The organism is Aquisalinus luteolus, from assembly GCF_009712425.2.
Lineage (GTDB): Bacteria > Pseudomonadota > Alphaproteobacteria > Caulobacterales > Parvularculaceae > Aquisalinus > Aquisalinus luteolus.
On the sequence record NZ_VCJR02000002.1, the window covers coordinates 559,700 to 572,500 of the forward strand.

General features: G+C 62.7%; 8 protein-coding genes. 7 read left to right on the forward strand and 1 reads right to left on the reverse strand.

Annotated elements, in window-relative coordinates; all coding sequences use genetic code 11:
• The first annotated feature begins 151 nt into the window (after positions 1-151).
• The 5 genes from FF098_RS11260 (at position 152) to FF098_RS11280 (ending at position 7,347) form a co-directional block, all read left to right on the forward strand.
• On the forward strand, positions 152-1,096 hold the full coding sequence (locus FF098_RS11260) for a sulfite exporter TauE/SafE family protein (RefSeq protein WP_373291486.1): 945 nt from the start codon (positions 152-154) through the stop codon (positions 1,094-1,096).
• Between the two features lie 4 nt (positions 1,097-1,100).
• Positions 1,101-2,252, forward strand: coding sequence for a pyridoxal phosphate-dependent aminotransferase (locus FF098_RS11265; RefSeq protein WP_155140524.1), 1,152 nt, complete (start codon positions 1,101-1,103; stop codon positions 2,250-2,252).
• Positions 2,253-2,357: 105 nt separating this feature from the next.
• Positions 2,358-4,805 carry a beta-glucosidase BglX gene (gene bglX / locus FF098_RS11270; RefSeq protein WP_155140526.1) on the forward strand — a complete coding sequence of 816 codons (2,448 nt, stop codon included), beginning with the start codon at positions 2,358-2,360 and terminating at the stop codon, positions 4,803-4,805.
• A 23-nt stretch (positions 4,806-4,828) separates the two neighbouring features.
• Positions 4,829-5,977, forward strand: coding sequence for an SMP-30/gluconolactonase/LRE family protein (locus FF098_RS11275; RefSeq protein ID WP_155140528.1), 1,149 nt, complete (start codon positions 4,829-4,831; stop codon positions 5,975-5,977).
• Positions 5,977-7,347, forward strand: a complete 1,371-nt coding sequence (locus FF098_RS11280) for a GntT/GntP/DsdX family permease (RefSeq protein WP_155140530.1) — start codon at positions 5,977-5,979, stop codon at positions 7,345-7,347. Before FF098_RS11275 ends, FF098_RS11280 begins: the two co-directional genes overlap by 1 nt.
• On the opposite strand, the gene FF098_RS11285 is transcribed toward FF098_RS11280, so the two are convergent.
• A complete protein-coding gene (locus FF098_RS11285; RefSeq protein ID WP_155140532.1) occupies positions 7,333-8,463 on the reverse strand; it encodes an alcohol dehydrogenase catalytic domain-containing protein in 1,131 nt (376 codons plus the stop codon). The two genes, FF098_RS11280 and FF098_RS11285, sit on opposite strands and share 15 nt — an antisense overlap.
• 338 nt (positions 8,464-8,801) lie before the next feature.
• On the opposite strand from FF098_RS11285, the gene FF098_RS11290 reads away from it, so the two are divergent.
• Both FF098_RS11290 and mdoH read left to right on the forward strand, forming a co-directional pair.
• Complete coding sequence (locus FF098_RS11290; RefSeq protein WP_155140534.1) at positions 8,802-10,655, forward strand: OpgD/OpgG family glucan biosynthesis protein; 1,854 nt, start codon at positions 8,802-8,804, stop codon at positions 10,653-10,655.
• Complete coding sequence (mdoH, locus tag FF098_RS11295; protein ID WP_155140536.1) at positions 10,655-12,790, forward strand: glucans biosynthesis glucosyltransferase MdoH; 2,136 nt, start codon at positions 10,655-10,657, stop codon at positions 12,788-12,790. The genes FF098_RS11290 and mdoH overlap by 1 nt, the downstream gene beginning before the upstream one ends.
• Positions 12,791-12,801: the final 11 nt, after the last annotated feature.

Sequence of the window (12,801 nt, forward strand, 5' to 3'; positions counted from 1 at the left end):
CCATTTCATGAACTATAATTAGATAAATCATTCAATCTTTGTTGCGCTGCAAAATAACGCTTGCGCAATCCCGGCATTCGATTGAGCATCACTCCCATGAGCAGAGGGCTTTGCGGGGTAGCAGTTCGACTGATCGGCAGGCATCCATCGGGTGTCTGGCGTGACTGACCTCTTACCCTATAGCGGGCTGATCCTCGCCATGCTTTTGTCCGGTCTTCTGGCCGGGCTTGTGGCGGGGATGTTCGGGATTGGCGGCGGGTTCGTAGTCGTACCCGCGCTCGCCGCCGTCCTGTCCATCTTCACCGCAGGCACCGGTGCGGACGACCGCATCATGCATGTGGCGATCGGCACGTCGCTCGCCACGATCATCGTGACATCTATTCGATCCGTACACGCCCATGCAAGGCGGGGGGCTGTCGATTTCGACATCCTGAAGACCTGGGCACCCTATATCATCGGCGGGGTCGTCATAGGCATATTGCTCGCCAAGTTCATGGACGGGCGCACGCTGAAACTGATCTTCGGCTTTGGCGTACTGCTGATGGGTCTGCATTTCATCTTTCCGTTTCTTGCCCGGCGCGGGGCACTGGCAGACTCCATGCCGACAGGCCCCTTGCGCACGGGCCTCGGCAGTTTCATTGGCGGGTTCTGCGCGCTGCTGGGCATTGGCGGCGGCACGCCAGCCGTTCTACTGATGACCCTGTCCGGCATACCCATTCACCGGGCCGTGGCGACGGCAGCAGGCTTTGGCACGCTGATCGCCATTCCCGGCGCCATCGGCGCGATCCTCGTCGGCTGGGGCGAGGAGGGGCTGCCGCCATTTTCCCTCGGTTATGTCAACCTGATCGGCCTTGTCGCGATCACCACGATGAGCGTGATCACCGCGCCCATCGGTGTGGCACTTGCCCATAATCTCGACGCGGCCCGGTTGAAGCGCGTCTTCGGCATTTACCTGGTGCTGACCTCGACAGTGATGCTGTATTTCGCCATGCCGAAACTGGTGCCGGCGGTTTCAGGCGATGAACCCTTGCAGGCGGGCAAGCCAGCAACGCTGGTCACGGCAAGCGATACCATGGAACGAAAAACGGAGAGGTAGGATCATGTCACAGGTCAATTCACGGCGCTTATTCCTGAAGGGCGCAATCGGCTCGGGCGCGCTGGCGGCTGGCATCGGCAAGGCCGGTGCAATAGAGGCGGCCTTCCCGCCGCCGGGCATGAGCGTCGAGGAAAGTCACCTTCTCGGGCCCGGCCCGGGCGTCGCGCTGCTCTCGCGCAATGAGAACCCCTATGGCCCCGCGCCATCGGCACTGAAGATGATCGAGTATGCGGGCAGAAAAGGCGCCTATTATGCCGGTGACGAGGCCTATACGACGCTCACGGGCATGATCGCCGAGAAAAACGGTGTCGATGCGGACCAGGTCGTGCTTACCACCGGTTCCGGCGAGGCGCTGTGCGCCATCGCGCTGATCTATGGCCAGAACGGGCCTATCGTGGCACCTCGCCTGTTCTGGGACACGACTGCTCTTTATGCGGCCAATCTCGGCATGGCGACGATCGAGCGCGTGCCGCTGACCGACGGCATGGAGGTCGACCTGCCAGCCATCGAGGCGAAGGTCAGCGAGGCGACCGGCCTCGTCCAGCTGTGCAACCCGAACAACCCGACAGGGCTCGTCTCAGGACCCGACACGATCAAGCCGGCGGTCAAGCGCATGGCAGCCAAGACGACGGTGCTGGTCGACGAGGCCTATATCGAACTGGCTGACGATCCCGAGGGGACGTCCTGCGTCGATCTCGTGCGCGAAGGCCATGACGTGATCATTGCACGGACCTTCTCCAAGATTTACGGCATGGCGGGCATACGCGTCGGCTACACGATCTCCTCGGCGGAGACGGCGCAGAAAATCCGCTCCACGGCGATGTCGTGGATCGCGGGCACCGGCATTGCCGCTGCGATCGGCTGCTATAATGACGAGGCGTTCCTGACCATGTCCAAGGGCAAGGTCGTCGAGGGCCGCCAGATGGTGCAGGAGACTGTCGCTGCGCTCGGCCTGACCGCGCTGCCGTCTCAGACCAATTTCGTCTACTTCAAGTCGGGCAGACCGGCCAACGAGGTGCGTGGAGCGATGAACGAGAAGAAAATCTCGGTGCGCGGGCAATATATGGACTATGCCGACTGGACCCGCGTCTCCATGGGCAAGCTGGAAGACGTCACCCGCTTCTGCAAGGCGCTGCCGGAAGTGATCGGGGCCTGACGCACATTCGATCGGTTGCGCGAAGCGGTTTGACGTTTCGCGCAATTTGCGACTACTCTCCCCGGTAACAAGAAACATAAAATGTTACAGGGATGGGAAATAAGCATGGAATTTAGACACCGGTGTCTATTGGCCGGGGCCGCTACGGCGCTTGCCACTGGATTTGCGCTGACAGCAGGATGGGCTGCGGAGGCGCAGGGCCTGCCGGTTCGGGCCAATCAGGAGGATATCAGCGATCGCGCGGATGTCCTGTCCGACCAGCCGGCCCCGATTGCCGAAATCCAGCCCGAACGCACGGAACCGACCCTCGCCGCCCAGGCGACCGAACAGGGACTGAGTGGAGCCGAGCGCGTCGACTTCATTCTCGAACGCATGACCACGGCTGAAAAGCTTGGCCAGCTGCACCAGATGGCCGGCGGGCGCTCAAAGAACCTCAATTCCCGCATCGATGACGGCGAGTATGAGCGCATCCGCAACGGCCTTGTCGGGTCTTACCTCCATGTCGCGGGCGCGGAATTCCTGGGTGAGCTGCAGCAGGTCGCCATCGAACAGAGCCGCCACGGTGTGCCGCTGCTCTTCGCCATGGACGTGGTCCATGGGTATCGCACCATCTTTCCGGTGCCGCTTGCCATGGGCGCGACCTTCGATGACGAGATCGTGCAGGAATCCGCCCGCGTCGCCGGGGAGGAAGCCTCCGCCGCAGGCCTGCACTGGACCTTCGCGCCGATGGTCGACATCGCCCGCGATCCGCGCTGGGGCCGCATGGTCGAAGGCGCAGGGGAGGAGCCCTATCTGGGCGCCGTCATGTCGGCAGCGCAGGTGCGCGGCTTTCAGGGCGACGAGCTTGCCGATGGCGATACGATCCTCGCGACAGCCAAGCATTTCGGTGCCTATGGCGCTGGGATCGGCGGGCGCGACTATAACAGCGCCGATATTTCCGAACGTACGCTGAAGGAAGTCTACCTGCCGCCATTCCATGCTGCCGCCGAGGCCGGTTCCGGCAGCATGATGGTCGCCTTCAACGACATCGCCGGGGTGCCGACGACCGCCAATTCTGCCCTGCTGCAGGATCTGCTGCGCGGCGAGTGGGGCTATGACGGCGTATTGCTGAGCGACTGGAATTCCGTCCTGGAGCTGATCAATCACGGTGTCGCCGAGACCCGCGCCGATGCCGGCGCACTGGCGCTGACCGCCGGGGTCGACATGGAGATGACCAGCGGCATCTATGTCAATGACATGCTGGAGCGGGTCGAGGGTGACCCGGCGCTGATGGCGGCGCTGAACGATTCCGCCCGGCGCGTGATGATGGCGAAGGACAGGCTCGGCCTGTTCGACGACCCGATGGCCTATCATGACGGCGCGCGGGAAGAGGCGGTGATCCTGTCCGACGCCCACCGCGAGATCGCCCGTGAGGCGGCGCACAAGGCGATGGTGCTGCTGACCAATGACGGGACGCTGCCGCTGTCGCCGGACACGGACAATGTCGCCGTCATCGGGGCGCTGGCCGACGATGACTGGTCTCCGCTCGGCTCGTGGCGGGCGCAGGGCAAGCCGGAAGATGTGAAGACGGTTCTCGACGGCATCCGCGATTTCCTGCCCGACGCAAAGGTGACCTATGTCGCCGGTGCAGGCACACAGGAAGCCGCTGACGAGAAGGAAATCAGAAAGGCCGTGCAGGCTGCGAAAAAAGCCGACTCCGTCATCCTCGTGCTGGGCGAGGATTATGACCTGTCCGGCGAGGCGCGCTCGCGCTCATCCATCGACATCCCGGCGCCGCAGCTGGCGCTGGCCGACGCGATCCTCGATACCGGCAAGCCGGTTGTCATTGTGCTGATGAATGGTCGTGCGCTGAACCTGACGCCGATCAGCGAGCGGGCAAACGCGATCCTGGAAACATGGATGCTGGGTATCGAGACGGGCCCGGCGGTGGCGGATGTGCTGTTTGGCGAGGTCTCGCCCGGCGGCAAGCTGCCCGTTTCCTTCCCACGCGCGACGGGTCAGGCGCCATATTACATGGCGCACAACAATACCGGCCGTCCGGCGGACCCCGACCTGTCCAAGGACACGGCCCGCTACATGGACCTTCCGATCACGCCGCTCTATGCCTTCGGTCATGGCCTGTCCTATACGGAGTTCTCCTATGCCGAACTGGTGCAAAGCGCCGAGACCGTCGCGCAGGGCGGCACTGTCGCCCTCAGCGTCGATGTCACCAATGACGGGGACATGACCGCCGACGAGGTCGTGCAGCTTTATGTCCGCGATCCGTTGGCGCTGGTCGCCCGGCCCGTGCAGGAGCTGCGCGGGTTCGAGCGGATTACGCTGGAGCCGGGCGAGACGGCGACCGTCACCTTCACCCTGTCGCCGGACCAGCTCGCCTATGTCGGGCTTGATGGCAAATGGGGCGTTGAGGCAGGCAGGATCGACTACATGATCGGGTCGGCATCGGACGATATCCGCGCAGCCGGATCGTTCGAGATTTCAGGCAGCTACAGCACTACGAGGCCTGCTGCTGCCATCGAGACGGCAAGTACGGTAGACTATCAACAACAGTAAGAGTGGCCGGGGAGGCACGCGTAATGAAGAAACTGCTTTTGGCCAGTGTAATGAGTGGAGCACTGAGCTTTGTCCTCGGTGCCTGTGAGGCTGACATGCGCGACATGGCAGAGGATGTGTCCTCCGCCATGAAAGAAACGGCCGATGACACTGGTATCGATGATACTGGTGTCGATGATACCGAAGCCGAGGAAACAGGCAGCCCGTATGAGATGATCGGCTCGATCGAGATCTATGACGATCGCGCCACGGCCCTCATTCCGGAAAACGCCGAGATCGAGAAACTGACCGGCAACGAATTCTCCTGGTCCGAGGGGCCGGTCTGGATCGGCGAGGGCGACTACCTGCTCTTCTCCGATGTGCCGGAAAACGTCATCTATAAATGGAGCGAGGAAGGCGGGCTGGAAACCTTCCTTCAGCCGTCAGGCTATGATGGTCCTGAAACGGATATTTTCCGCGAATCCGGTACGAACGGTCTCATCCTTGACGATGAGCCGGGCCACATCCTGATGGGCGATCACGGCAACCGGGCGATCACGCGTCTCGATCTGGAGACGAAGGAAAAGCAGTCCGTCGTCGCCTATTATGATGACAAGCGCTTCAGCAGCCCGAATGATCTCGTTCTCGCCACTTCCGGCGCGCTCTATTTCACCGATCCGCCCTATGGCCTGCAGGGTGGTGATGACTCGCCCGCCAAGGAACAGGAAATAAACGGCGTCTACATGTTCGCGTCAGCGCCTGAAACCGGCGATGAATATGTTGCCCTCGTCGATGGCACGCTGAGCCGCCCGAACGGCGTCATCCTCTCTCCGGACGAGCAGACGCTCTATGTTGCCCAGTCCGATCCGGAAGCGGCAACGATCTTCAGCTATGCGCTGGGCGAGGACGGCCTGCCGACAGGGCGCTCGGTCTTCCATGACATGACCGGCCTTGTCGAACAGGGCCTGCCCGGCCTGCCCGATGGCATGGCGATGGACAGTGAAGGCAATCTCTACTCGACAGGTCCCGGCGGCGTGCATGTCTTCGCCCCGGACGGAACGCGGCTTGCCCTGATCTCCACCGGCACTGCGGCAGCAAATGTGACTTTCGGCGGTGACGGCTCGACGCTCTATATCACGTCGGCTTCTTTCCTTGCGCGGGTGGACCTGCTCTCGATCGGCGTCGGTTTCTGATGGCTTCCCTGCCGCTGATCATGACGGTCGTGTCCATCGCGGCCCTGTTGTTCCTGGTGCTGAAGGTTCGTATGCCGGCCTTTGTCGCGCTGTTGCTGGTCAGCCTGCTGTTCGGGCTGTCCACGGGCATGGCACCGGGCGACATCATCGCGTCGGTGCGCAACGGCATGGGCGGCACGCTCGGTTTCGTTGCCATCGTCGTCGGCCTCGGCGCGATGATGGGCGCTTTGCTGGAGGTCTCCGGCGGCGTTCAGGCAATCTCGACCGGGATCCTCAAGCGCTTCGGCGAGAGCCGGGCGCAATGGGCGTTGGGTCTCATCGGCTTTCTCGTCGCGATCCCGGTCTTTTTCGATGTCGCCCTGATCATCATGATCCCGATCCTGTTCGGCCTGCGCGAGCGTACGGCAAAACCGTTGATCTGGTTTGCCCTGCCGCTGCTGGCAGGCCTCGCGATCACCCACTCCTTCATCCCGCCGACGCCAGGGCCGATTGCTGTCGCTGAAATCCTGTCCGCAGATCTGGGCTGGGTGATCCTGTTCGGCGCGCTGGCCGGCCTGCCTGCCATGATCATTGCCGGGCCGCTGCTGGCGAAATTCCTGATCAAGCTCGATCGCGAGGGCATGCGCTCGAAGTTCCAGGGCGGTCAGGCTGATCTGGAAGAGCCGGGTGACCCTGATGCGCCGGCGATCCAGCCCATCGGATTCGGTGCGGCGCTGAGCGTCATCATGCTGCCGCTGGTGCTGATCCTTGCCGGGACGCTGACAGGCGTGGTTGGCGAGGGGCGTTTGCCCGCGCAAGCCATCGGCCTCGTCGGGTTCGTCGGCCACCCGTTCGTCGCCCTGCTTATCACCGTTCTGTATGCGTGGTATCTGTTCGGTATCCGCAAGGGCTTCAAGTCGGAATACCTGCATGACGCGATGCTTAAAGCGCTGGAGCCGGCGGGCATCGTCGTGCTCGTCACCGGCGCGGGCGGTGTGTTCAAGCAGATCCTTGTCGATTCAGGCGGCGGGCGGCAATTGGCGGAGGTGCTGAGCGCCGGGGCGATGCCGCCTATCGTCTTTGCATTCCTCGTCGCGACCATCGTGCGCGTGGCACAAGGCTCGGCAACGGTCGCGATGATCACGGCGGCGGGTCTCGTCGCGCCTGTCGCGGAACTCGCCGGGCTGCAGGGCGCGCAGCTGGGCCTGCTGGTCATCGCCATCGCCTCTGGCGCGACCATGGCTTCCCATGTGAACGATTCCGGTTTCTGGCTGGTCAGCCGCTATCTCGGCCTCAGTGAAGGGCAAACGCTGAAGACGTGGACGGTCTCGACCACGCTGATCGGTCTTGTCGGTTTCGGTACCGTCCTGCTGCTGTCAGTCTTTTTCTGATGGCAGCACGACCTGGCGCACGGCACGGCCCGAGGCAAGCTCGTCCATCATCTCGTTGATCTGAGACAGCGGCCCGGTGCCGGTCAGCAGCTTTTCCACCGGCAGGCGGCCCGCCTTCCACAGGGCGATATAGCGGGGAATGTCGCGCATCGGCACGGCGGACCCCATATAGCTGCCGATCAGCGATTTGCCTTCGCCGACGAGGGAGACCGGCGCCAGCGCCATCTTGTCGTCCGGGTGCGGAAGACCGACCGTGACGATGCGGCTGCCGCGCCGGCCGAGGGCATAGGCGGCTTCCAGCACTTTCGCCTTGCCGACGGTCTCCAGAACGATATCCGCACCGCCGCTTGTGTTGGCCGCAACGCAATCGGCGGCTTCCTCCGGCGCGACCGCATGGGTCGCGCCCATGTCTAGGGCGAGGGCGCGTTTTTCTGCCACCGGATCGATGGCGATCACCGGGTTGGCGCCCGCCGCGACAGCGCCGAGCACGGCGGACAGGCCGACACCGCCAAGCCCCACGATCACGACGCTCTCCCCGCAGCGCAGATTGCCGGTATTGAGCAGCGCCCCGACGCCGGTCAGCACGGCGCAGCCGAACAGGGCGGCGATTTCCGGCGGCATGTCGGCAGGCACCTTGACGGCGGATCGACGGTCGACGACCGCATGGGTGGCAAAGGCCGAGACGCCGAGATGGTGATGCACGTCGCTCGCGCCATGATGCAGGCGGCACCCGCCGGACAGCATGCGACCAGCGCCATTGCTCGCCGCGCCATTGGCGCAGAGATAAGCCTCGCCCGACAGGCAATTGGTACAGCCGCCGCACTGCGGCAGGAAGGAGAGTACGACCCGGTCGCCGACGGCAAAGCCGGGCTCCTCGCTGCCAAGCGCCTCGACGATGCCCGTTGCCTCATGCCCCAGCGCCATCGGCAGGGGGCGGGGCCGGTCGCCATTGATGACGGAGAGATCCGAATGGCACAGGCCAGCCGCATCGATGCGGATCAGCAATTCGCCAGGCCCCGGCGGGTCCAGCTCCAGCTCCGTCACGGCGAGGGGTTTTGTTTCGCCATAGGGCTGCGGGGCTTCCATCGCTGAAAGAAGGGCGGCAGTGATTTTCATGGGGCGTCTCTTCTTGCTGTGCCGATATGTTGGGTTCGGGCAGCCTAGAAGAGGGGGCAAGGCGCGATCAACGCCGGGATGCAGTTGTCCGTCTGCGCGGCCAACCCCTTGAAATTCGGTCTCTTTCGCCACACACAAAATTGTCGTAATTGCGGCCTATAGCGTTTTCCAGATAGTAGTAAGTAACCGCAGGTGATCGATATTCGCAGGATCGCCCAAGATGTGCGCATTCAAAAGATCATCAATCTATAAATTGCTGCACCGCAAAAAATTCATTATTATTGGAACAAAGGAATCACCTGGTGGTTCTGACAACGGTCTGGAGAACTGTTCTGCCGATGGTCTTTCGTCATGATATCGCTGTTGCAAGCATCGCAGGCCTGTGTGTCCTGGGGGCGGGCTTTGCCATCGCCAATCCCGCTGGGTTTCCCGGTGTGCGGCAGGGGGGTGGAGCGGACAGGGCGGCAGAACTGATCGAGGATCTGCGGGCTGTCGATACCCTTCCTGACACGATCCGCCGGGTGCCTGAGGGTGAAACTCCTGACGCAGACCAGACCGTTGCACTGGACGATCATGATCTCTTCGTGCTCGCCTCTGCGACGGGCGGTGCTTCCGGTGCCGTGCCTGCTGTGGTAAGCGACACGACTGGCACGGCGTCGCCTCAGCCTGTCGAGGCGTCGTTGCAGGCTGGCGATGACATGGCAAATGGGTCCGTCGCTGATGCGCAGGGCGCAACCAGCCAGCCTGTTTCTGACCAAGCCGGGCAGAAATTCGGCTTCGATACCGTTAAAAACAAGGCGCGCGCCCTTGCCGCAACAGCTTACGAAAAGCCGTCGCAGCGCCTGCCATCCGCCGTCGCCAATCTGGGTTATGACGATTATCGCCGCATCCGTCCGCGTCCGCGCACTGCCGACTGGATCGATAGCGGCAGCAGTTTCCAGGTCCAGTATTCGCCACAAGGCTTCCTGTTCAAGGACCGTGTGCGGATCAACATGGTCGAAAACGACATTGCGGCTGAAAAACGCTTCGATCCGTCGAAATTCAATTTCTACGACCTGCCGCTCTCAGACGAAGACAAGGCTTCGATGGGTTTTGCCGGCATGCGCCTGACGACGCCGCTGAACAGCGCCGGCAAGTTCGACGAGTTCCTGTCCTTCCAGGGGGCCAGCTATTTCAGGGCGCTGGGCGCAGAAAACCATTACGGCATCTCCGCCCGTGGGCTTGCCCTTTCCACGGCATCGCCGACCGGGGAGGAGTTCCCGATTTTCAAGGAGTTCTGGCTGGTGCGCCCGGCAGCGGGCACCCAGGAAGTGACGGTATATGCCCTGCTCGACAGCGAGAGCATTACCGGCGCCTATCGGTTCCGTGCGCGGCCCGGTGCAACGACGGAAATCCAGGTCGATGCCGTTCTCTATCCACGCCGCGACCTGACGCATATCGGTATTGCGCCGCTGACGTCGATGTATGAGTTCGGGCCGCAGGACCCGCTGAAGGGCAGAGAGGATTTCCGCCCTCGTGTGCATGACTCGGAAGGCCTGATGATCCGCCTGCGGAATGGCGAATGGGTCTGGCGCCCGCTGGTCAATCCGAGCCAGCTGGAGATATCCAGCTTCACCAGTGAAATGCCTTATGGTTTTGGCCTGATGCAGCGCAACCGCGATTTCGACAATTATCAGGACCTGGAAGCGCGTTACGACCAGCGCCCCAGCCTGTGGATAGAACCGCGCAGCGACTGGGGTCCGGGTCATCTCGCGCTGGTCGAGATTCCGAGCGCGAATGAATTCAACGACAATATCGTTTCCTACTGGCGCCCGGACGCCGCGCTGAAAGGCGGTGGCGAGTATGAATATAGCTATACCATGTACTGGGGCGACAATGCGCCGATCAAGCCGTCCTTTGCGCAGGTCGAGGCCACACGCGTCGGTGTGCCGATCAATAATTCCGCAAACCGTCTTTTCGTGATCGATTTCGTATCCGGCAATAACGCCCTGCTGGATGGCGCGCAGATTCACGTCTCTTCCTCTGCCGGTACGGTGCAGGGCGTGACCTTGCAGGAAAATCCGGTCACCGGCGGTCGCCGCCTGACATTCGAGTTGAGCCCGGAGGGCGCTAACGTCGCCGAATTGCGGGCACTGCTCATGCGCGGCGGCAGCCCTGTCAGTGAAACCTGGCTCTATCGGTGGAGACGCTGATGTCGGCGGCGCCGTTTGACCCGCCACGTCCGCCAGAGGCACCCCTTGCCATGCCGGCGCAGGATTTCGGCGCGCCGGGTGCACGCGGCTATGCTGCCCCGGGAACGAAAGGTTCTGGCATCTGGCGCAAGGCTTTCGTCGGTGCTGCCGCTGCCGGCCTGACCGGCTGGGGTGCGATGGACATGTACCGCGTCCTGAATGTCGGCGGCATGACGGCGCTGGAATGGGCGTTGCTGATCGTCTTTACCATGAACATCGTCTGGATCTGTTTTGCCTTTGTCAGCGGCACGATCGGCTTTGTAACCCGTCTGATCCATATCCTGACCGAGCGTGACTGGCGCGGCGACGCGCAGCTTGGAAGCCGCAACGTGATCGCCTTTCCCATCTATAACGAAGATATCCGCCGCATTGCTGCGACGATCGAGACGACGGCGGCTGCGCTGCATGAAAAGGCCCCCGGCCATTTCGACTGCTTCATCCTGTCCGATACGACGAACCCGGACATTGCGCTGCTGGAGGAAGAGGCCTTCCTGCGGCTGCGCCAGCGAATGCCGGAAGGCGTGAAGGTCTATTACCGCCGGCGCACGATCAACAGGGCACGCAAGTCCGGCAATGTTGAGGATTTCATCTCCCGCTGGGGCGGACGGTACGATCACATGATCGTCTATGACGCCGACAGCTACATGGAGGTCGATACGCTGATCGAGCTGGTCCGGCGCATGGAAGCTGACCCGGGCGCAGGCCTGATCCAGACCGTGCCGAAGCTGATCGGCGCGACCACCGTGTTCGGCCGGGCGCAGCAATTCGCCGCCAATCTGTACGGCCCGCTTCTGGGTACCGGCGTCGCCTGGTGGGCACAGAACGAGGGCAATTTCTGGGGCCACAACGCGATCATCAGGCTGAAGGCCTTTGCGTCCGCCGCCGGCCTTCCGGCATTGCCGGGCAAGGCGCCCTTTGGCGGCAATATCCTCAGCCACGACTTTGTAGAGGCTGCACTGCTGCGCAAGGCCGGGTGGACGGTGAAGATCGCCGCCGACCTGAAAGGCTCATACGAGGAATGCCCGCCGACGATCATCGACCTGACGATCCGCGACCGGCGCTGGTGCCAGGGCAATCTTCAGCATGCGGCGGTCCTGCTGCGCGGGCGTGATATTTCATGGACCAACCGCCTGCACCTGATGATCGGCGTCATGTCCTATCTTGCATCGCCGATGTGGCTGCTGCTGATCATGGTCGGTATGGCGCTGTCGCTGCAGGGCAAGTTCCTGCAGCCTGAATATTTCGGTGGCCAGCTGACCCTGTTCCCGAACTGGCCGGTGATCGACTATGTCCGCGCGTTGACGCTGTTCGTGGCGACCATGGGCATCCTGTTCGCGCCGAAAATCTATGGCATGATCCTCGGTCTCATAAACCCTGTCTGGCGTCGCTCCATCGGACCGGCGAAGATAGTCTTCGGGGTGCTGACGGAAATGGTCGTCTCGGTGCTCGTCGCCCCGATCCTGATGGCGGCGCAGACTTCCGCCGTGTTCTCTATCCTGTCAGGGCGCGACACCGGCTGGGCACCGCAGCGCCGGGAAGGCGATGATTTCTCCTTCGGCGATGTGATGCGCCGCCACGGCCTGACCATGGCATTCGGGACGGTGCTGATCGTTTCGGCCTTCATCATTTCGCCGGTCTTTGCGGCGTGGCTTGCGCCTGCCGCCATCGGCATGATTTTCGCCGGTCCGATCTCGCTGTGGACTGGTGCCGCCGGGCCCGGACGGTTGTTCCGCAAGATCGGCCTGTTGTCGATCCCGGAGGAAAAATCACTGCCTCCCGCCTATGCCGCCGCGCTGGAGGTGAGGGCGGCCTATGCCGACCTGGCGGCCCTGCGCTTCGATGAGATCATCGACAACCCGTCCGCCCTGACACGGCGCCAGCCGCTGGTCGACCGGCACTGGCATCTGGCCGAGGGGCAGGTGCATGAGGCGCTCGCCATGGCCCGGGCGCGGCTCGACTTTATCGCGGATACCGGCAAGGCTATCGGGTACCTCAGCCAGTCAGAGCGCATGGCGCTGCTGAACGATCACGGCAGCCTGCAAATTCTGGCCGAAAAGCGGGCCACTGCGCGCAAGATCCCGGCGACCGGCACCTGATTTCGCACAAC

Bases quoted from the DNA above. Each gene is read 5' to 3' on its own strand.
- bglX (WP_155140526.1), top strand. From the start codon at position 2,358: ATGGAATTTAGACACCGGTGTCTATTGGCCGGGGCCGCTACGGCGCTT.
- mdoH (WP_155140536.1), top strand. From the start codon at position 10,655: ATGTCGGCGGCGCCGTTTGACCCGCCACGTCCGCCAGAGGCACCCCTT.
- FF098_RS11265 (WP_155140524.1), top strand. From the start codon at position 1,101: ATGTCACAGGTCAATTCACGGCGCTTATTCCTGAAGGGCGCAATCGGC.
- FF098_RS11285 (WP_155140532.1), bottom strand. From the start codon at position 8,463: ATGAAAATCACTGCCGCCCTTCTTTCAGCGATGGAAGCCCCGCAGCCC.
- FF098_RS11280 (WP_155140530.1), top strand. From the start codon at position 5,977: ATGGCTTCCCTGCCGCTGATCATGACGGTCGTGTCCATCGCGGCCCTG.
- FF098_RS11290 (WP_155140534.1), top strand. From the start codon at position 8,802: ATGGTCTTTCGTCATGATATCGCTGTTGCAAGCATCGCAGGCCTGTGT.
- FF098_RS11275 (WP_155140528.1), top strand. From the start codon at position 4,829: ATGAAGAAACTGCTTTTGGCCAGTGTAATGAGTGGAGCACTGAGCTTT.